The 20,237-nt window shown below is 68.1% G+C and carries 18 protein-coding genes; 8 read left to right on the plus strand and 10 right to left on the minus strand.

The annotated features are described in order from the left end of the window. The first annotated feature begins 162 nt into the window (after positions 1–162). The gene (locus tag ACSSVZ_RS14015) at positions 163–792 is read left to right on the plus strand and encodes a biliverdin-producing heme oxygenase (RefSeq protein ID WP_453970947.1); all 630 of its coding nucleotides are present in this window, start codon (positions 163–165) and stop codon (positions 790–792) included. Then, positions 779–3,322 (plus strand): HWE histidine kinase domain-containing protein, encoded by a 2,544-nt coding sequence (locus ACSSVZ_RS14020; protein WP_453970949.1) that lies wholly within the window; start codon positions 779–781, stop codon positions 3,320–3,322. Before ACSSVZ_RS14015 ends, ACSSVZ_RS14020 begins: the two co-directional genes overlap by 14 nt. A 36-nt stretch (positions 3,323–3,358) precedes the next feature. Here the strand turns inward: ACSSVZ_RS14020 and ACSSVZ_RS14025 are convergent, their stop codons facing one another. Beyond that, a complete protein-coding gene (locus ACSSVZ_RS14025) occupies positions 3,359–4,207 on the minus strand; it encodes a fumarylacetoacetate hydrolase family protein (RefSeq protein WP_453970951.1) in 849 nt (282 codons plus the stop codon). Positions 4,208–4,451: 244 nt separating this feature from the next. Between ACSSVZ_RS14025 and ACSSVZ_RS14030 the strand changes: the two genes are divergently transcribed. Beyond that, positions 4,452–4,907: an acyl-CoA thioesterase gene (locus ACSSVZ_RS14030; protein ID WP_453970953.1), complete on the plus strand. Its 456-nt coding sequence runs from the start codon at positions 4,452–4,454 to the stop codon at positions 4,905–4,907. Positions 4,908–4,941: 34 nt separating this feature from the next. Here the strand turns inward: ACSSVZ_RS14030 and ACSSVZ_RS14035 are convergent, their stop codons facing one another. Continuing rightward, positions 4,942–6,558, minus strand: a complete 1,617-nt coding sequence (locus ACSSVZ_RS14035) for an ABC transporter substrate-binding protein (protein ID WP_453971076.1) — start codon at positions 6,556–6,558, stop codon at positions 4,942–4,944. Between the two features lie 193 nt (positions 6,559–6,751). Here ACSSVZ_RS14035 and ACSSVZ_RS14040 point away from each other — a divergent pair, with 193 nt between their 5' ends. After that, positions 6,752–7,483, plus strand: a complete 732-nt coding sequence (locus tag ACSSVZ_RS14040) for a GntR family transcriptional regulator (RefSeq protein WP_453970956.1) — start codon at positions 6,752–6,754, stop codon at positions 7,481–7,483. Positions 7,484–7,651: 168 nt separating this feature from the next. Here the strand turns inward: ACSSVZ_RS14040 and ACSSVZ_RS14045 are convergent, their stop codons facing one another. The 4 genes from ACSSVZ_RS14045 to ACSSVZ_RS14060 all read right to left on the minus strand — a co-directional run bounded on the left by ACSSVZ_RS14045 (position 7,652) and on the right by ACSSVZ_RS14060 (position 11,635). Beyond that, positions 7,652–8,356, minus strand: coding sequence for a VIT1/CCC1 transporter family protein (locus ACSSVZ_RS14045; protein WP_453970958.1), 705 nt, complete (start codon positions 8,354–8,356; stop codon positions 7,652–7,654). 216 nt (positions 8,357–8,572) lie between these two features. Beyond that, positions 8,573–9,853, minus strand: coding sequence for a TRAP transporter large permease (locus ACSSVZ_RS14050; protein ID WP_453970959.1), 1,281 nt, complete (start codon positions 9,851–9,853; stop codon positions 8,573–8,575). Beyond that, positions 9,853–10,353 (minus strand): TRAP transporter small permease, encoded by a 501-nt coding sequence (locus ACSSVZ_RS14055; protein WP_453970961.1) that lies wholly within the window; start codon positions 10,351–10,353, stop codon positions 9,853–9,855. The genes ACSSVZ_RS14050 and ACSSVZ_RS14055 overlap by 1 nt, the downstream gene beginning before the upstream one ends. A gap of 301 nt (positions 10,354–10,654) precedes the next feature. Then, the gene (locus ACSSVZ_RS14060) at positions 10,655–11,635 is read right to left on the minus strand and encodes a C4-dicarboxylate TRAP transporter substrate-binding protein (RefSeq protein ID WP_453970963.1); all 981 of its coding nucleotides are present in this window, start codon (positions 11,633–11,635) and stop codon (positions 10,655–10,657) included. Positions 11,636–11,993: 358 nt separating this feature from the next. On the opposite strand from ACSSVZ_RS14060, the gene ACSSVZ_RS14065 reads away from it, so the two are divergent. The 3 genes from ACSSVZ_RS14065 to araD are packed head-to-tail and all read left to right on the plus strand — an operon-like array spanning position 11,994 to position 15,248. Beyond that, positions 11,994–12,713, plus strand: coding sequence for a ribonuclease activity regulator RraA (locus tag ACSSVZ_RS14065; protein WP_453970965.1), 720 nt, complete (start codon positions 11,994–11,996; stop codon positions 12,711–12,713). A gap of 4 nt (positions 12,714–12,717) precedes the next feature. Then, entirely contained in the window at positions 12,718–13,533 is an 816-nt protein-coding gene (locus ACSSVZ_RS14070; protein WP_453970967.1) for an MBL fold metallo-hydrolase, read from the plus strand. Continuing rightward, a complete protein-coding gene (araD, locus tag ACSSVZ_RS14075; RefSeq protein ID WP_453970969.1) occupies positions 13,530–15,248 on the plus strand; it encodes an L-arabinonate dehydratase in 1,719 nt (572 codons plus the stop codon). Before ACSSVZ_RS14070 ends, araD begins: the two co-directional genes overlap by 4 nt. A gap of 39 nt (positions 15,249–15,287) precedes the next feature. On the opposite strand, the gene ACSSVZ_RS14080 is transcribed toward araD, so the two are convergent. From ACSSVZ_RS14080 to ACSSVZ_RS14095, 4 genes are all read right to left on the minus strand, one after another. Next, positions 15,288–16,163 carry an amidohydrolase family protein gene (locus ACSSVZ_RS14080; RefSeq protein WP_453970971.1) on the minus strand — a complete coding sequence of 292 codons (876 nt, stop codon included), beginning with the start codon at positions 16,161–16,163 and terminating at the stop codon, positions 15,288–15,290. A gap of 1 nt (position 16,164) precedes the next feature. After that, on the minus strand, positions 16,165–17,301 hold the full coding sequence (locus tag ACSSVZ_RS14085) for a mandelate racemase/muconate lactonizing enzyme family protein (RefSeq protein ID WP_453970972.1): 1,137 nt from the start codon (positions 17,299–17,301) through the stop codon (positions 16,165–16,167). Continuing rightward, positions 17,298–18,203, minus strand: coding sequence for a 5-dehydro-4-deoxyglucarate dehydratase (kdgD, locus tag ACSSVZ_RS14090; RefSeq protein WP_453970974.1), 906 nt, complete (start codon positions 18,201–18,203; stop codon positions 17,298–17,300). Before kdgD ends, ACSSVZ_RS14085 begins: the two co-directional genes overlap by 4 nt. A 92-nt stretch (positions 18,204–18,295) precedes the next feature. Further along, the gene (locus ACSSVZ_RS14095) at positions 18,296–19,048 is read right to left on the minus strand and encodes a FadR/GntR family transcriptional regulator (protein ID WP_453970975.1); all 753 of its coding nucleotides are present in this window, start codon (positions 19,046–19,048) and stop codon (positions 18,296–18,298) included. Between the two features lie 185 nt (positions 19,049–19,233). Here ACSSVZ_RS14095 and ACSSVZ_RS14100 point away from each other — a divergent pair, with 185 nt between their 5' ends. Next, complete coding sequence (locus ACSSVZ_RS14100) at positions 19,234–20,226, plus strand: TRAP transporter substrate-binding protein (protein WP_453970977.1); 993 nt, start codon at positions 19,234–19,236, stop codon at positions 20,224–20,226. Positions 20,227–20,237 lie beyond the last annotated feature (11 nt).

A 20,237-nucleotide genomic window follows, 5' to 3' on the forward strand; every position in this document is an offset into this window, starting at 1 on the left:
CGGTCCGCCGGCAGCCGGCCTCCAGACACCTGCTTCGCATTCACGTCTCCTGCCCCCGCGCCAGCGGGCGTTCTATGTCTTATGCGATACCGGGCGGGGATCGAATTTGCGATCCTGCGACGGAATCGTGATGCTGTCGGCGACCGTCTGCGGCGGCGTCCGATGCGGTCCGCGCCGAGCATCCCGCGCTTTCACGACACCACAACGACCGACACGGGAACCGAACGGAACTTGATGGAATTCGGCTCACGGCGCGGGGGGCTCAGGCAACTGACCGCTTCGGCGCATGCTCTCCTGGACACGACCGTCGGCCCGCTGGAGACCCCCGCCGCATACCGGCGCTACCTGGTCGGCCTAGACGGGTTTCGCAGCGCCGCCGAGCGCTGGCTCTCCCGGGTTCCGATGCCGGCCGAGTTTGCCGGCTGGCAGCCCACATGTATTGCCCGCCACCTGGCCGCTGATCTCGCCGACGTCGGCATCGGCTCCCGGCCCGGTGCGGCGCTCGTCATCGATGCGAACCCTTCCGCCGCCGCAGGCGTTGCCTATGTTCTGGAGGGATCGGCGCTGGGCGGCAGGATCATCGCGCAGCGGGCGCTTGCGCTCGGTTTCGATGCGCGCCATGGCGGGCGTCATCTCGCCGTGCAGAGCCTGACCCTTGGCAACTGGCGCAGTTTCCTTGCATGTCTGGAACGCGCCGAGCCCTTCAGCCTGGACGTCGCCGCCGAGGCGGCGGTCACGGCCTTCCAGACCGCCACGGACGCTTTCAAGAGCTTTGACCATGTCGCTGCCTGACACCGTCGACCTGACCAACTGCGACAGGGAGCCGATCCACATTCCCGGCAGCATCCAGCCGCACGGCTGCCTGCTGGTCTGCGCGCCCGGCGGCGGGACCGTGCTGCGTCATTCCGAGAACGCGGCGGAGATGCTGGGCCTGAGCGGCCCTATCAACGGTGCCTCGCTCGAAAGCCTGTTCGACGACGCCTGCGTGCAGGCCCTGCGGGGCGCCGAAGCGATCGCCGGTGATGTGGCGCGGCCCGCGCTGCTGTTCGACGTGCAGGTCATGGCGAAAGGCGGGTTTGACATCAGCGTGCACAGGGTCGGAGCCTCGGTTCTGATCGAATTCGAACCGGCGATGAAGGCCAACCAGCCTCTCCGGCTGACCCGGGAAATGATCGGCCGGATCGGCGGCACCGGCGACGAGAGCGCACTGATGGACCAGGCGGCGCGGCTCGTTCGCTCCGCCCTCGGCTATGATCGGGTGATGATCTACCGCTTCGAGCAGGACGGATCCGGCAGGGTCGTCAGCGAAGTGAAGCGGGCCGACCTCGAGAGCTTCCTCGGGCAGTATTTTCCCGCCTCCGACATCCCGCAGCAGGCGCGCGCGCTCTATCTCAGCAACACCATCCGCATCATTTCGGACGTCGATTTCGCGCGCGTGCCGGTCGTCCCCGAGCTGGACGATGGCGGCGAGCCGCTCGATCTCTCCCACGCCCACCTGCGCAGCGTCTCGCCGATCCATTGCGAGTATCTGCGCAACATGGGAGTGGCCGCCTCCATGTCGATCTCGGTGATCGTCGACGGCACCCTGTCGGGCCTGATCGCCTGTCACCACTATTCCCCGAAGATCCTGCCGATGGCGGAACGGGTTGCGGCGGAGATCTTCGGCGATTTCTTCTCGCTGCACCTGAACACGCTGAAGCAGAAGCGGCGCCTGGACACCGCGACGGCTGCCCGGGCGTCGCTGGACCGGTTCCTGCGCCGGGCAACCCACCAGGGCGGGATCGAGACGCTTCTCAAAGAGAGCCTTTCCGAATTCGCCGGTCTCGTGCCGTGCGACGGGGTCGGGCTGTGGCTCGGCGGGCGCTTCCATGCGCATGGAATCACCCCGCCCCTGGATGCCATCCCGGAACTCGCGCGCCATGTCGCCGCCGCCGCCGACGGGCGTGTCTGGATGAGCAACAGCCTCTCGCGCGAGGTGCCGGGAGCGGCCGCCTACGTCGAACAGGCGTCGGGGGCACTGGCGATCCCCCTGTCGCAGATCCCCAACGACTACATGTTCTTCTTCCGCAAGGAGCTCGTTCAGACCCTCGACTGGGCGGGCAATCCGGAAAAATCGTACGAGAGCGGCCCGCTCGGCGACCGGCTCACCCCGCGCAAGAGCTTTGCCATCTGGAAGGAGACGGTTCGGGCCCAATCCGCGCCGTGGACGGAGTCCGAGGCGGAGATCGCCGAAGAGGCGCGGGCGGCCACGGTGGAGATCGTGCTCCGGCAGAACGAACTGATGGCGGAGGAACGGCGCAAGTCCGACGTCCGTCAGCGGATGCTCAACCAGGAGCTCAACCACCGCGTCAAGAACATCCTGGCCATCATCAAGTCGCTGGTCGGCCATCCCGTCCAGGAAGGCCGCACGCTGGTCGAATATGTCGACACGCTGAAGGGACGGCTGCAGGCGCTGTCCTTCGCCCATGACCAGGTGGTGCGGGGCGACGGCGGTGGGATGCTTGCCGATCTTCTCGACGCCGAGCTGTCGCCCTATCGCAATCCGTCGACGACCGTCCGGCTGGACGGCCCCGGCGTCTGGATGGACGGACGCGCCTTTTCGGTGCTGGCACTGGTGCTGCACGAGCTCGCGACGAACGCCGCGAAGTACGGTTCGCTGTCGACGGAAGCGGGCGAACTGGCGGTGTCATGGCGCATGGATGCCGCCGGAGACTGCGTGATTTCCTGGGAGGAAACCGGCGGCCCGGCGGTCGCAGCACCAGCACGCTCCGGCTTCGGTTCGGCGCTGATCAGCCGCTCGATCCCGTACGATCTTGGCGGGCGCACCCACGTCGACTACGCATCCGACGGCGTGCGGGCGGAGCTGGCCATTCCAGCGAAGCATGCCGAGCTGACCGACGAGCCCGGCCGCTCGGACGGCAAGGCGCCGACGGCACGGACCTCCGCCGACACCCTCGACAGCAGCACGCGCGTGCTGCTGGTGGAAGACCAGATGCTCATCGCCATGGACGTGGAGGCGAGCCTGCAGGATCACGGACTGTCGGACGTCACCACCACCGCGTCTGCGGCAGAAGCGATCGAGAAGCTGAACGGCACCCCACCGCACGTGGCGGTTCTCGACGTCAACCTCGGCGACGAGACGTCGATTCCGGTCGCGGAAGAACTGATGCGTCGCGGCATCCCGTTCGTCTTCGCGACCGGCTACGGCGACGGCTCGATGATCCCCAGCACGCTCTCGCACGTGCCGATCGTCCGCAAGCCCTACGAAGTCGCGGACCTGATTGCCGCGATCTCGTCCGTCCTTCCCGCCGCCGCGGCGTGACGCCCGGGCCGGAGCGGCCCGCGGCGCCGGGTGCGCTCAGCGTTCCGCGACCACCGGATTGCTGAGGGTGCCAATCTGCGAGATCTCGACCTCGATGGTGTCGCCGTCGCGCATCAGGATGGGTGGGGTGCGCTTGAAGCCGACGCCGGCCGGCGTGCCGGTGGCGATGACGTCGCCCGGCTCCAGCGGCAGGATCGTCGAGATGTAGGCGATCAGGCCCGGAATCGGCGTGATCAGCATGTCGGTGGTGGAGGTCTGCATCACCTGCCCGTTGAGGCGGGTGGTGAGCGTCAGGGCCGACGGATCCGGGATCTCGTCGGTGGTGACCATCCACGGTCCGAACCCGCCGGTGCCGACGAAGGTCTTGCCCGCCATGAACTGTCCGGTGTGGCCCTGCCAGTCGCGAATGCTGCCATCGTTGTAGCAGGAGTAGCCGGCGATGTGGGCGAAGGCGTCGTCCTTCGAGATGCGCCGGCCGCCGGTGCCGATGATGACGGCCAGTTCACCCTCGTAGTCGAACACGTCGGATTCGAGCGGCTTGATCATCGGCTGGCCGTGGCCGACCTGGCTCGCCGGATAGCGGGGAAACAGCGCCGGATTCGCGGTCTCGGTGCGGCCGGTCTCGGCGACGTGGTCGCGGTAGTTGAGGCCGATGCAGATGATCTTGGCCGGGTCCGGGATCACCGGGTCGAAGGTGATGTCGGCCAGCGCGACGTCGACCGCGGCAGAGGCCGCAAGGTCCCGCGCCTTCTCAAGGCCGCCGGTTTCGAGAAGGGCCCGCAACGTGGGCGCGTTCGGCAGCTTCGCTCCGATATCGACGATACCATCGTCCTTGACGACGCCGTAGCCGGGGTTTCCATTCCTGCGAAACGAGACGAGCTTCATCGGCCTCAGACCTCCAGACGGCGCATTGATCTTGAAAGGGCATGTGGATGTGAGCAGGACGCGCGCCACCGATCGGCCTGCCGTTGCGTGAGGTCCGTACCACGCTTCGGTGCGGCCGCACCATAATCCTCACCTCGGAAAAACTCCGCCTTGCGGCTGGCGGGCGAATCGCCGTCTGATCGGTGCGCTCGTAGCGGTTACGGGCCGCTTTCCCCGTCCCGTCCCCTCTCGCCAGGCCCGGCCCATGCTCGAAACCCGCGTCGACATTCGCGTCGAATGGAGTCACTGCGACGCCGCCCGGATCGTCTACAACCCGCACTTCTTCTCCTGGTCGGAGACGGGAGTGACGACGCTGTTCGAGGCGGCGGGCTTCGCCCTTCCCGACCTGTTCGGCACCGATCCGGACTACCGGGGCGTGCCGCTGGTCAGATGCGAGGCAGCGTTCCAGGCGCCTGCCCGGTTCGGCGAGGACCTGGTGCTGTCGACCACCATCCGGCGCTTCGGCCGTTCCTCCTTCGACATGGCCCACCGCTTCACGCGCGGCGAGACGCTGATCGCCGAGATCTCGCAGGTGCGCGTCTGGAGCGCGGTCGACCCGGACGACGCCGCGCGCATCAAGGCGGTGGCGATCCCGGACCCCATCCGCCAGTCGCTTGAAGAGGACCGCACCGTCGAGGTGCGCACCGTCTGGACGCGCTGATCGCACGCCGTCGCCGGCCTCGCACTCGACGGTGCTATCGCCGCTTCAGATCGCGGACATCGACGTAGTAGTGGTACCAGGTCGTGAAGCCGACGATGTCCTCGCCCATCACCACGTCCTGGGTCGGCTGCCAGAGCAGCGCCATCGGCACCTGGTCGGCGGCAATGCCGATGAGCTTTTCGGCGATGGCATCGTACTTGGCCTGATCGGCCTCGTAACGCGCCTGCGGCAGCAGCGCGTTGACCTCCTCGTTGTTCCAGCTCGAGAAGTTCCAGCGCGACTCGCCGCTCATGAAGACGCGGAAGAAGTATTCCGCCGAGGGGAACATCGCGTAGGAGCGCTCCAGCAGCATCGGCAGGCGCTTTTCGGTGATGGCGTCGGCCATCTGCGGATCGGGCAGCTTCTCGATCGCCACCTGGATGCCGATCCTGGCCAGCGCTTCCTGCGCCAGCGCGGCGGCCGGTTCGGCCCACTGGGCGCGGTTGACGGCGAAGGAGAGCGTCGTTTCGAAGCCGTCCGGATAGCCTGCCTCCGCGAGCAGCGCGCGGGCCCGTTCGAGGTCGGTGTGGAGCGGCAGCGCCTGGGGGAACCCGGCGCGCGGCGGGACGTCGTCCCAGTCGGCGCCGTAGAGCTTGCCGCCGAAGCCCGAGACGGCGGCCGCCAGCATATCGTCGTAGGGCAGCGCCAGCGCCACGGCCTGGCGAACGCGCCGATCGTCGAACGGCTGCATCTGCGTATTGAAGATGACCGCCGTAAACGCCGTCGGCATCGGCGCGGACACGACCTTGACGTCGCCCCGACGCCGCAGCGCGATCAGGTCCTCGGTCTGGATGTCGATGGTGATGTCGGCGTCGCCGCGCTCGACCAGGTTGGCGCGGGTCGAGGCGTCGGGAACGGTCTGGATGATGACGCGGGGAAAGCCCGGGGCGTCACCGCCCGTCCAGGCGTCGTTGCGCGCCAGGATCACCTGCCGCCCCGGCTGGTGGGTGTCGACGCGGTAGGCGCCGCTGCCCGCCGTGTTGGTCTTCAGCCATTCGACGCCCCACGGATCGTCCGGGCCGGCGTTCGCCTTGACGAGCTTGCTGTCGAACATCGGTGCGTAAAGCGAGGCGAGATTGGGCAGGGCCAGCCGGTCGACCTTGGGCAGGCTGATCCGCACGGTCCGGTCGTCGACGATCTCGAACTGGTCGGGGCTGGTCAGCGAGCCGGTCTTGAGCTGGGCCTTCGACATGGTCTCGGCCGTCACCGCCCGGTCGAGCGACCACTTCACGTCTTCGGCGGTGACCGGCGACCCGTCCTGCCAGGTGGCGTCCGGCCGCAGGTGGAAGGTGAGGGTCAGGCCGTCCTCGCTGACCTCGTAGCTTTCCGCGAGCTCCCCGCGGATGGCCGAAAAGTCGAACACGTAGGTGCCGGCTGCCGCGTCCCGCGGCGTGCGCTCGAAGGCGACGAGCCGGTCATAGGTGGCCGCACTGAGGGAGGTAGCCGCCGGCGTCGCGCCCAGCATGACCGGATCGAGCGTGTTGACCGCCCCGCCGGTGACGTAGCGCAGGGTTTCCGCCCGCGACTGGGCATGGGCGGCGCGTCCCGGCAGCAGCGCCACCGCCAGCGCGGCGGCGAGAAGCAACAGGGCGCGGCGATGGATGCGAGAGATGGTCAAGTCGGCCCCCGGGTGTGCGGAAATCTCGATCGTGCCCATCGGATGGCGCATTGCGCGCCAGGCATCAAGTCCTTCCCGTCAGGCAGCACGCTCGTCCGGCCGCCGCGCGTGGCGCGCCCCCGGTGATTGCGGGCGCGGGCAGAACCGGCTATCGATGGAAATTGATATATCAATTTCAGAAGGGTTCATGTCGAGCAGCGACCAGACCTCACCGGTCCTCTCAATGCCTGTGGAGGACCCGTTCGCCGACGTCCGCGTCGACCGCCGGCGGCCCGCCGTCGCGCAGGTCTACGAGCAGCTGCGCGCGCGCATCATCTCGCTTGCCGTTCCGCCCGGCGCGACGCTGTCGCGGGCGGAGCTGGCGATCCGGTTCGGCGTCAGCCAGCAGCCCGTCCGCGAAGCGATCCTGAAGCTGGAGGAGGAAGGGCTGGTCGAGACGTATCCGCAATCGGCGACCAAGGTCGCGAAGATCGATCTGCAGAGCGTGCGCGAAGCCCAGTTCCTCAGGGTTTCGGTGGAAATCGAGGCGGTGCGCCTGCTGGCGGCCACCGACGGGCTCGACCTCTATCCGATCGAGAGCCTGATCCTGCAGCAGGAGCGCTTCCTCGCGCGGGAGGATTTCGCGGCCTTTGCCGAGGCCGACCGCGAGATGCACCGCACCATGCAGGAGATGGCCGGCGTTCCGGGCCTCTGGAACCTGATCCGCAGCCGCAGCGGCCACCTCGACCGGCTGCGCCACCTGCATCTGCCGACCCCCGGCAAGGCGCAGAGCGTGATCACCGGCCACCGCGGGATTCTGGAGGCCCTCGCCCTGCGCGACCCCGACCAGGCCCAGGAAGCGCTGCGCGGCCACCTGTCCGGCACCCTGGCAAGCGTCGAGGACCTGCGCGACCGCTTTCCCGATCACATTACCGACTAGAGCCATTTCCGAGCATGTGGCTCCACCCGATCGCCAAGAAGGCGCTCGTGAGCCAACCCCTTGAGACCGCGATGAAATCAGGCCCGATCGGCCTGAGATGCCCGCGAAAGCGTGGATGCAGGACACAGCTTCGGCTTCAATCGGTCGGGCAACGCCTGCGGCTGACGCTCAGACGCTGACACCGAATACCCAGCCCACGCCCGCCGTGACCGCCATGGCGAACACGCCCCAGACCACCACGCGCAGCGTCGCGCGCAGAACCGGCGCCGCGCCGGCCTTTGCTCCCAGAGCGCCGAGCGCTGCCAGGGTGATGACCGTCACCACCAGGACAACCGGGATGATCGATCCCGTCGGCGCCGCATACGCGGCCAACAGGGGAATTGACGCGGCGACGGTGAACGTCACGCCCGACGCGAACGCCGCCTGAAGCGGGTTGGCCGCGTGCGCCTCCGAGAGCCCCAGTTCGTCCCGAACGTGGCTGCCAAGCGCGTCCCGCTCCGTGAGCTCCCTGGCCACCACAAGGGCCGTCTCCTCGCTGAGCCCCTTCTCTTGGTAGATCGCAGCCAGTTCGGCGAGTTCGGCCTCCGGGAACTCCCGCAGCGCCTTGGTTTCCCTGACGATGTCGGCCCGTTCCGTGTCCGACTGCGACGAGACGGATACATATTCGCCGGCCGCCATCGACATGGCACCAGCCGACAATCCGGCAATGCCGGCGATGAGAACGGTGCTCGGGGTCGGATCGGCCGCGGCGACCCCGACGATCAGCGACGACACGGAAACGACCCCGTCATTTGCGCCAAGAACGGCCGCGCGCAACCAGCCGCTGCGCGTGATGTAATGCGGGTCTCCCGGATGGGCTGATGCTGCGGGCATGTCGTTCCCATGTTCACTTTGAAACAAAGATCAGGAACCTAGCCTACGACAAGCAGGGTGACCTTTTCGCGACCATTCGCCAATCGAGCCTGCGATGGTCCGACGTATGTTCGGCAATCAGGTCAACGCCTGCGAGCGGGCTCCCTGTTGCGGCGACAGAAACGCCATTGTCTGGTCGGCCAGATCGAAGCTGATCTGAGCGAAGTTGCTCCGGCCTCACATCACGTGGTCGGGCAGATACAGCACCGTCGCCGGGAACAGGCCCAGCACCATGAACAGCAGCACCATGGCGATGATGAACGGATAGGACGCCCGGACGAACTGTCCGAAGCTGACCTTCAGGATCCCGCACACGGTGTACATGATGACGCCGATCGGCGGCGTGTTGCCGCCGAATGTGATCAGGATCGTCATGATCACGCCGACGTGCACCGGATCGAAGCCCTGGGCCGTCAGCGCCGGCAGCAGAAGCGGCGTCAGCAGGAGCACGTTGACGGTCGCTTCCATGATCATCCCGGCGACGAAGAGGACGCCGAGCACGATCAGCAGCGTCACGTAGGGGCTCGCATGGACCGCCGCGAGCCCGCCGGTGATCTGCTGGGGCGCCTGCTCGATGATGAAGGCGTGGCCCACCACGGCGGACAGGATGATGATCAGCATCACCATGCCGATGTCGATCACCGAGTGGTGGAGCGCCTGCACGAAGGTCCGCCAGGTCATCTCGCGGTAGACCACCAGCCCGACCACCAGGGCGTAGGCAACGACGATGGCGCCGGCCTCGGTCGCGGTGAAGAAGCCCATCCGGAAGCCGACCAGCAGGAAGACCGGGAACATCAGCGCCCAGAAGCATTCCCGGAAGCTGACCGCCACCTCGCGCCAGCTCGGCCGCTCCTTCAGTTCGGGGGCATAGCCGTTGCGGCCGGCCACCAGCCGGGTGACGATCATCAGCGTGATCGTCATCAGAATCCCCGGCACCACACCGCCGAGCAGCAGCCGGCCGATGGACACCTCGTTCACGAAGCCGAACAGGATCAGCCCGATGCTCGGCGGGATGGTCGCGGTGATGACCGAGGAAAACGCGATGACGCTGGCGGTGAACCCCTTCGAGTAGCCGCGCTCGATCATGGTCGGTCCGAGCAGCCGCGCTTCCATCGCCGCGTCGGCGACGGCAGCCCCGGAAATGCCCCCCATCAGCGCCGACAGCACGATCGACACCTGGGCGAGGCCGCCGACCATCCAGCCGGTGAGGAGCCGGGCGAACCGCAGCAGCCGATCGGTGATGCCGGTGGTGTTCATCAGGTTGCCGGCGAGGATGAAGAACGGCACCGCCAGCAGCGGATAGGAGAGCGTGGCGCCGTACATGCGCTGCAGCGCCACCGCCGGCGGCATGTAGTCGCTGACCAGGAAGACCGGAATCGACGCGAGCGCCAGCGCGAAGGCGACCGGAAGGTTGAGGAGCAGGAGGATGAAGAACAGGACGCCGATGAGCAGCAGCATCACATCACGTCCCGCGCCAGGTGGGCGTCGTCGTAGCCGATCCGGCGCCAGCGCCGGACCAGCTGCTCGAGGGTGGTCAGCGCCATCAGCCCGAAGCCGACGGGCAGCGCCGCCGTCGCGATGCCTTCGCTGACGCCCATCATGGCGAGCGGCCGGCCGCTGCTCATCCAGGCGAACGACCAGCCGTACCAGGCGAGGAAAACCAGCAGCGCCAGCACGATGCAGGCGTTCACCGTCTCCAGGATCCGGCGGGCCGGCCGCGACAGCGTGTCGGCGATCAACGGCACGCTGAAATGGCCGAAATTCTGAAGGGTGATGTCGCCGGCAAGCAGGCACAGCCAAACGAACATCGCCTGGCTGGCCTCCAGCGACCAGATCACCGGCATGCCGAGATAGCGGCCGATCGTGGCCGCGAAGACCACCAGAAAGATGCCCGAGAGCAGCAGCATGGCGACGGCGCGCTCGATCCGGCGCAACCACGCGAGTGAGGTCGTGAGCATGGGTGTTCCTGTCCCGCCGATCCAGATCGGGCCGAAGTCCTGGGTCATGCTGGAGCCTGCCGCGTCCAGATCGCGGTGATCTGACCGGGACCTGCCCAAAGCGATGGAATCCGGAGCCGTTTCACATCGATCGGGTGCTTCCACCCGATCGGCAACGGCTCCAGGCCCGAGTGAGGCGGCCGGCAATCCAGCGCCGTGCGACGCCGGCCCGTCCTGGCGCAGAGCGCCGGCGGCGGCGCCGGGCCGCCGAAACGGTTCCGCACGGTTCTCTCCGCGCGGAACCGGGTTTGGCCGACCGGCCTCAGTTGGCGCCGATCGCGCCGCGGGCTTCCTTGATCATGTCGGTGAGGCCGAGCTCCTCGTAGACCGGCTCGACGGCCTTGCGGAACGGCGCCGTGTCGATGCGGTGCACCTTCACGCCCGCCTTCTCGATCTCCGCGAAGATCTCGTCGGCCTGTTCGACGTTTGCCTTCAGCACCCCGGCCCCGGCCTTCTGGGCTTCCTCGACGACGATGGCGCGCAGGTCCTCCGGCAGCGAGTTCAGCCACTTGGCGCTGACGATCAGCCCGGTCATCAGGTAGATGTGCTCGGTCACCGTGACGTCGCTGACGACCTCGTAGAGCTTGGCGCCGCGGATGGCCGACGGCTGCGCTTCCGCCCCGTCGATGACGCCGGTCTGCAGCGACGGATACACCTCGGCCCAGGCGAGCGGGGTGGGCACCGCGCCCATCGCGCCGATGGTCTTGATCCACAGCGGCTGGCCGATGGTGCGCACCCGCACGCCCTTGAGGTCTTCCGGCCCGCTGACCGGCTTCTTGGTCAACAGGTTGCGGGCGCCCTGGTACCAGTTGAAGGACAGGATGGTGAGGCCGGTCTTGTCCTCCAGCGCCTTGTTCCAGGCGTCGTAGGTCGGCGATTCGACCAGCGCGGCGAGCTGGTCGACGCTGTCGAAGACATAGGGCGCGACCAGCACGTCGAACTGGGGCACGTAGACCGACACGCGGGAGGCCTCGACGAAGGTTCCGACGTTCGCGCCGGCCTGCGCCTGGTCCATCATGTCCTGGGTATCGCCCAGCTGCGAGCTCGGGAAGATCTGGATCTCCACCTTCCCGTCGGTCCGCTCCGCGACCGCCTTCTTCATCGCCTCGGCGCCCACCACCAGCGGATCCCCGGGGGCCAGCACCGTGCCGAGCCGCAGGCTGTAGTCGGCCGCCAGCACGTGAACGGGCGCCAGAGCAAGGCCTGCAAGGACCGCTCCGAAAATGACTCGTGATTTCAGCATCTGTCGTTTCTCCCCTGACAGGTCATCCGGCCCCGTCGGCTCCGCCGATGGCCCGCGGCTTCGCGGCCGCGTTCTTTGTTCCGGTCCCGGCGCGCCGACCGCAGGCGGCACGCGTGATCCGGGTTGACGTTCCAGTCAGGTATATTAATATTTTAGTTCGGGCTCGCGTCAAGGTGGTTTCGCCGCCGCGGTCCTGTCGACCACGTTTTGACCCGCCCACAGGCAATCAAGAACAACCTCGCCCATGGAGGCGAAGGGAAGGAAGCACGATGACCGCCGATCACCCGCGCTGCCCGGACGGCTGCCTGCCCGGCGCCGCCGCAGCGCCCTTCACGATCCGCCACCGGAAGCTCGCAGCATGAGCGGACGGATCGGCGACCCGGCCCGCGCCCGGCTGCGCGGGGTCAGCACCGCGACGCTCACCACGGCCCTCCTGAAGCGCGGCTTCCGCAACACCTTCCTCCAGGGCCCGCGGCGCATCGCATCGGGCCGGCAGATGGTGGGTGAGGCCTACACGCTGCGCTACATTCCGGCCCGCGAGGATCTCGACACCCTCGACGCCTTCCTGGATCCGGCTCATCCGCAGCGGGTGGGCATCGAGAGCTGCCCTCCCGGCCATGTCATGGTGATCGATGCCCGCGGCGATGCCGATGCGGCGTCGGCCGGCGGCATCCTGGTCACGCGGCTGATGGTGCGCGGCGCCGCTGGGATCGTGACCGATGGCGGCTTCCGCGATACGCCCGACATCGCCGGCCTCGACTTCCCCGCCTATCACGCGCGCCCCTCGGCGCCGACCAACCTGATCCGCCATCACGCCATCGACCTGAACCTGCCGATCGCCTGCGGCGGCGTCGCCGTCTACCCGGGCGACATCATCGTCGGCGACGACGAGGGCGTGGTCGTCATTCCCGCCCACCTCGCCGACGAGATCGCCGAGGAAGCACACGAAATGACCGCCTTCGAGGATTTCGTCGCCGAGCGGGTGCACGCGGGCCACACCATCGTCGGTCTCTATCCGCCCACCGACCCGGCCAGCCGGGAGCTGTTCGCATCCTGGCGCGCGGACCACGGACGCTAGGTGCATGGGCTCGCTGATGAGAGACGTCGCCGCGCTGCCGGTGCCGGAAGACGGCGTAGCCCTCTGGTTCCTCGGCCAGAGCGGCTACCTCGTGAAGTCCCCTGGTGGCACGGTGATCGCCATCGATCCCTACCTGTCGGACCGCATCAACGGCATGCGGCCCGGCCTCGACACGGCGCGCCAGGTGCCGCTGCCACTGGCGCCCGATGACCTCGTGGTCGACCTCTTCCTGTGCACCCACAGCCACGCCGACCATGCCTGCCCGGAGACGATCGCCGGCAGCCGCCGGGCCGGCACGCGCCGGTTCGCCGGGCCGGCCCAGGCGCTGGAGGTGTTTGCCGAGGCCGGCATTCCGGCGGGCGAACGCATGCTGACCCACCCGAAGCAGTCGTTCGTCCTCGGCGACGTCACCATCACCGGCACCTTCGCGCTGCCGACCGACACCACCGATCTCAATCACATGGGCTTCGTGCTGGAGGTCGCCGGCGGCCCGCGGGTCTACGTCACCGGCGACACGGCCCCCTCCCCGCTGCTGCGCGCGGCGAAGGCCCATGCGCCGCACGTCATGGCCGTGTGCATCAACGGCGGCTACGACAACCTCAGCCACTTCCAGGCGGCCGAACTGGTGCGCGACATCGATCCCGAGGTGGCGTTGCCCTGCCACCACGACATGTTCGCCGACAACAGCTGTCCGCCGCACCTGTTCCGGGCATCGCTGGCCATTCTCGAGATCGCCCACAAGTACCGGCTGCCCCGGGTCGGCGAGCCCTTCGTCCACACCCTGTCCAAGACATCCGCCCAACCGGAGAGACGCCCGTGAAGACCAAGGAGGATCTCCGCAGCCACCGCTGGTTCGGAGCCCAGGACCTGCGCGCGTTCGGGCACCGCTCGCGCATGCTGCAGATGGGCTACAGCCACGACGAGTTCGTCGGCCGGCCCATCGTCGCCATCGTCAACACGTGGAGCGGCATCAACTCCTGCCACGCCCACTTCGCCGAGCGGGTGGAGGACGTGAAGCGCGGGGTGATCCAGGCGGGCGGCTTTCCCGTCGAACTGCCGGCGCTGTCGCTGGCCGAACCCTTCGTCAAGCCGACCACCATGCTCTACCGCAACCTGCTGGCCATCGAGACCGAAGAGCTGTTGCGCTCGCATCCGGTCGACGGCGCGGTGCTGATGGGCGGCTGCGACAAGACCACGCCGGGTCTGCTGATGGGCGCGATCTCGATGGACCTGCCGGCGATCTTCCTGCCGGCCGGGCCGATGCTGCGCGGCAACTGGCAGGGCAAGGCGCTGGGCAGCGGCTCCGACGTCTGGAAATACTGGGCCGAAAAGGCCGCCGGCAACATTTCGGACGAGACCTGGAAGGAGATGGAAGCCGGCATCGCCCGCTCCCACGGGCACTGCATGACCATGGGCACGGCATCGACGCTGACGGCACTGGCCGAGGTGCTGGGCTTCACCCTGCCCGGTGCCAGCTCCATCCCGGCGCCGGACGCCGGCCACCCCCGCATGGCCTCGGCGTGCGGCCGCATGGCCGTGGAGATGATCTGGGCGGACCGCAAACCGTCGACCATCCTCACCCGCGCCTCGTTCGAGAACGCGCTGGTGGCCCAGATGGCGATGGGCGGATCCACCAACGCCCTCATCCATCTGGTGGCGCTCGCCCGCCGCGCCGGCGTCCCGCTCGACCTCATGGACGTCGACCGGTTTTCCCGGGACGTTCCCGTCACCGCCAACGTCCAACCGTCGGGCCAATACCTCATGGAGGACTTCTACTACGCCGGCGGCCTCACCGCCCTGCTCGGCACGCTCCGAGACAAGCTCGACCTCTCTGCGGCGACCGTCAGCGGCCGCACACTGAGTGAAACCATCGCCACCGCCGAAGTCTACAATGACGACGTCATCCGCCCGCTGGACCGGCCGGTTTCGTCCTCCGGCGGAACGGCGGTGCTCTACGGCAACCTCGCGCCCAACGGCTGCGTGATGAAGCCGTCGGCCGCAGACCCGCGTCTTTTGAAGCACGAGGGGCCGGCTCTGGTCTTCCGCGACTACAACGAGATGGCCGCGGCGGTGGACCGGGACGATCTGGAGGTGACCGCCGACACGGTGCTGGTGCTGCAGAATGCCGGTCCGGTGGGCGGGCCCGGCATGCCGGAGTGGGGCATGCTGCCGATCCCCAGGAAGCTGCTGAAACAGGGCGTGCGCGACATGCTGCGCATTTCCGACGCGCGGATGAGCGGCACCAGCTACGGGGCCTGCGTGCTGCACGTCTCGCCGGAGGCCTATATCGGCGGCCCCCTGGCGGCCGTGCGCACCGGCGACATCGTGGCCATCGATGTGGAGGCGCGCAGTCTCGAAGTGCGGCTGACCGACGAGCAGATCGCCGAACGGCTGGCCGAATGGTCGCCGCCGTCGCGCACCTACGAGCGCGGCTACAACCACCTCTTCGCGCGCCACATCGGCCAGGCCCACGACGGCTGCGACTTCGATTTCCTGGTCGGGTCCGGCGGTGTTCCCGAACCGGAGATCCACTAGGTTCGAGAATCCCGGAACGCGTCGTGGCAGACGTGGGCGTCAGAACCCGTAGAGCTCGGCCGGGTTGTCGACCAGGATCTTGCGGCGGACCGCTTCGGGTGCCCAGTCGAGCAGCAGGTCGAGCAGCGCCGCTTCGTCCGGATAGTCGGCGGCATCCGGCCTGACGCTGACATGGGGCCAGTTCGAGCCCCATACGACGCGTTCGGGGGCATGGGCGATGACGCGCCTGGCGATCGCCGCCACATCTTCATACCCCGGCGGACCGCTCCGGCTGGTCTCGTACGGCGCACAGATCTTGTACCAGGCGTTGCCACGGTCGATCAGCGTCAGGAGGGCGTCGACCCGGGCATCGTCGGCGGACACCGGCTCCAGAAACTTGCCGAAATGGTCGATGACGTAGGGCGCCGCGATCGCCCGCAGCGCCGCCAGATGCGCATCGATCTCGCGCCCGTCGAACTGCACGATCAGGCTCCAGCCGAGTTCGCGGGCAAGCGCCTCGACCGGCTCCAGCCCGGCAAGCGGCACAGCCCCGCCCGGCAGGTTCATGATGCGGGCGCCGCGGACCCCGCGCACGGTGAGCGGCGCGAGCTCCTCCACCGTCTGGGTCGGCGAGACCGCGATGATCGCCCGGGCGGAGTCCGCGCCGAACCGGTCGAGCGCCGACAACGTGGCGCGGTTGTCGAACTGGTAGGCGTTCGGCTGGGTGACGATCACCCGGTCCAGGCCCAGCCGGCGCTGAACGACCCCGTAGTCTTCCGCCGTCGCGAGCTGGACGATGGGCGGGCCGCCCGGCTGGCTGGCAAAGCCTTCGGCAAAGACGTGCATGTGGCAGTCGGTGGCGCCGGGCAGAACGCCAAGCCGCGGCGTCGCTCCGTCGAGCGGACGGGTGTTGGAGGGGATGCCGCCGCCCGTCATCTCATCCGTCCTTCGGAGCGTAGGCGGCGAGGGCGTCGCGATCGATCTCGATGCCGAGGCCGGGCCCGTCTGGGATGCGCACCACCCCCCGCGCGTGCTCGATGGGCGTGCGCAGCACCGCCTGGCGGAAGGGGTTATGGGTCCGGTCGAATTCCAGGATCGGCTCGATCGGTGCCTTGCGCGGCGGATCCGGCGGCAGCGCCGCCATGAACTGCAGGCTCGCCGCGATCGCCACGCCGGTGCCCCAGACGTGCGGCACCAGGCGGACGCCGTGAAGCGCGGCCAGATCGGCGACGCGGCGCATCTCGGAGAACCCGCCGGTGCCGCAGATGTCCGGCTGGGCGATGTCGATGGCGCGGGTGCGCAGCGGCTCCTCGAAGGCATAGCGGCCGTGCCAGGTTTCGCCGCCCGCCACCGGGATCGGCTGGCCGGCACGCACCGCACGGTAGGCGGCAAGCTGCTCGGGCAGCACCGGCTCCTCGAACCAGTCGACGCCGAACGCGACCGCGCGAACGCCGACCTCGACCGCCTCCAGCACGTCGTAGCCGTGGTTGCCGTCGATCATCAGCCGCATGTCCGGCCCGATCGCATCGCGCACGGCCTCGATCACCCGGAGGTCCTCCTCGACGTCGAAGCCGATCTTGATCTTGACCGCGTGGAAGCCCTCGGAGCGGTAGCCCGCGACCTCGGCCGCCACGTCCGAGGCGGCGTCGACGCCGTCCTTGCGGAACGACCCGGTCGCGTAGGCCCGCACGCTGTCGCGGAAGCGTCCGCCGAGAAGCGTCGAGACCGGAACGCCGAAGCGCTTTCCCTTGATGTCCCACAGCGCGATGTCGATGCCGGACAGCGCCGTCATCGTCAGGCCGCCCTGCCCCTGATCGCGGAGCGCGTTGTAGAGGTCGATCCAGATCTTCTCCGTCTCCAGCGGATCGCACCCGACGAGGCGCGCGCCGTACGCCGCCACCACCGCCGCATTCGGGGCCGCCGGCCCCAGGCATTCGCCCCAGCCCACCGTCCCGTCCTCGCAGACGATTTCCACCAGGCAGTGCTGGCGCCGGTCGAAGCGCATCGAGGCGCTCTCGAAGGCATGGTCGAGCCGGTGATCGAGCAGGTGCGTGCGAACCGCTTCGATCTTCATCTGCGGGTGGATTCGATCAGATCGGACAGCATCTCGGTCTCCTCGCCGGTGAGATCCGTGAGCGGCGGCCGCACCGGTCCCGCATCATAGCCCACCAACCGCACGCCCGCCTTGATCGCCGAGACGGCATAGCCCTTCTGGCGGTTGCGGATGTCCATGAAGGGATAGAAGAAGTCCGTCAGGATCGCCGTGCTGCGCGCGTGATCGCCGGCCCGCAGCGCCCCATAGAAGTCGCAGGCGAGCTGCGGCACGAAGTTGAACACCGCCGACGAATAGGTGGTGAACCCGGCGCCCAGGTAGGCGTCGGCGAAGAGTTCGGCGGTGGGCATGCCGCCCAGATAGGTGAGCCGGTCGCCCATCACCGCGGTGATCTGGCGCACGAGGCCGATGTCGCCCGACCCGTCCTTGAACCCGACGAGGTTGGGGCAGGCCTCGCAGAGCCGCGCCAGCGTCTCGGCGGAGAGGATCGCGTTGTCGCGGTTGTAGACGATCACCCCCATCGAGACGGCGTCGCAGACGGCCTTCACGTGATGGAAGAGCCCCTCCTGGGAGGCGTCGATCAGATAGTGCGGCAGCAGGAGGACCCCGTCCGCGCCGGCCGTCTCGCAGGCCTGCGCCAGCGGCACGGCAATGCGGGTGCCGTAGCCGCACCCGGCGATGATCGGCGTGTCGCCGGAGGCGTCCTTGGCGGCCCGCACGATGACCGGAACCTCGTCCGGCGCAAGCGAGAAGAACTCGCCGGTGCCGCCGGCGGCGAACAAGGCGCTGGCGCCGAACCCCGAAAGCCAGCCGACGTGGTCGCGATAGGGCGTTGCGTTGAAGTTGCCGTCCGCTCCGAACGGCGTGACCGGAAAGGACAGAAGGCCCGTGCCGAGAGTGGCCTTCAACGTGCTCGGTTCCATGTCGACCCAAATCCCTCTTCACTGCCGTCGTGCGACGCAAGGGATCATAAATCTCATCATATCACTGTCAATAAGAGATATGATGATATGCGCTAGCTGCGGCGGATCAGACTGCGGTAGCGCTGCTGGCTGCCGTTGAGGTGGACGCGCATGGCGTGGCGCGCCGCCTCCTCGTCCCGGGCAGCGATCGCATCGGCGATTCGCCGGTGCTCGGCCTGGATCTGCTGCAGATACTCCGCCGGCGTCGCCTCCTGCTGGCCGGCCTGCAGCGACGAGCGCGGAATGACGTTCTGCCCCATCAGCTCCAGGAACTCTCGGAAGCGCGGATTGTTGGTCGCATCGGCGATCGCCAGATGGAACGCGAAGTCCGCCTCGGCGGTGCCCCGGCCGCCCGCGATCAGCCGGCTGAGGTCGTCATAGCATTCGTGGACCGCCTCCTCCTGGGCCGGAGAGCGGCGGGCGGCGGCCAGCGCCGCGGCCTCCGCCTCGATCGCGCAGCGCAGTTCGAGCATCTCGATAATCGAGGAGATCCGGGCCGTTTCGACCTGAAACGCCGAGACCGGCGCCTGCCCGCCCAGGACGAAGACCCCCACCCCGTGGCGCGGCTCGACAAGCCCGTCGGCGCGCAGCGACGAAATCGCCTCGCGAATGACGGTGCGGCTCACCGCGTGCTCCCGGGTCAGCGCCACCTCGCTCGGCAGCTTGTCGCCCGGCTTCAGCTCGCCCTCGACGATCGACTTGCGCAGCCGTTCGGCCACCGTCGCCACGAGGTTGCGCCGGACCGGCGGCCGGACGCCCGGCTCCTGCCTGGCAACCCGCCGCTGCACCGCAGGCGTATCCGTCATCAGGCCCTCCCATCCACGCGCACCCGGCCCCGCCCAGACCGGGGCTTCCGGCCCCACTCTACACCGCCGGATGCCGGCGCGCGGATCGGCGTGTGAAGCGTGTTGACGAGTGATCTCATAATTGTATGATGACAACCTCCTCGTGATATTACAAGATGGCTGAACGCCCTGAGGGAGGGACACACATGACCAGGCTGCATTCGCTTCTTCGCACGACGGCACTCGCCGCGGCGGCACTCTCGTTCGTGACCATCGCCACCGCGGAGGCCAAGGACTGGCGCGGCTGGAACATCCACCCGCCGACCTACCCGAACGGGATCGCCCTGGACCAGTTCGCCAAGCAGGTGACCGAGAACACCGACGGCCGCATCACCGCCACCGTCTATCACAACGCGGTGCTCGGCGATCAGCCGGACGCCATCGAGCAGACCCGCAACGGCGCCCTCGACTTCGCCAACTTCAGCATGGGTCCGATGGGCCCCATCGTCCCCGAGACGAACGTCATGTCGCTGCCGTTCATCTTCTCCGGCATCGACCAGATGCACACCGTCATGGACGGCGAGATCGGCCAGAGCTTCTCCGATGCGCTGTCGGAGAAAGGGCTCGTCGCCCTGTCGTGGTTCGATTCCGGCGCCCGCAGCATGTACAACACCAAGCGGCCGATCGAGAAACCCGACGACGTGAAGGGCCTGAAGGTCCGGGTGATGAACAACGACCTCTACGTCGACATGATCGCCGCGATGGGCGGCAACGCCACGCCGATGCCCTACGGCGAGGTCTACCAGTCGCTGAAGACCGGCGTCGTCGACGGGGCGGAGAACAACTACCCGTCCTACGACTCGTCGAACCACTACGAGGTGGCGAAGTTCTATTCGACCACCGAGCACCTGATCATTCCGGAATGCCTGTGCATCGCCAAGGCGAGCTGGGACGCGCTGTCCCCGGAAGACCAGGAGATCGTCCGCCAGGCGGCGATCGACGCCGCCAGGACGCAGCGGGAGCTGTGGGCGGCCGACACCGAGAAGGCCAGGGAAGAGGTCGTCGCCTCCGGCGTGAAGATCAACGAGATCTCCGACAAGACGCCTTTCCAGGACGCGATGAAGCCGGTGTACGCCAAGTTCATCGAGGCGAACCCGGAGCTTGAGCCGCTGATCGAGAAGATCCAGGCGACCAAGTAGCCGTCCCCGCA

Source organism: Amorphus sp. MBR-141, assembly GCF_053628695.1.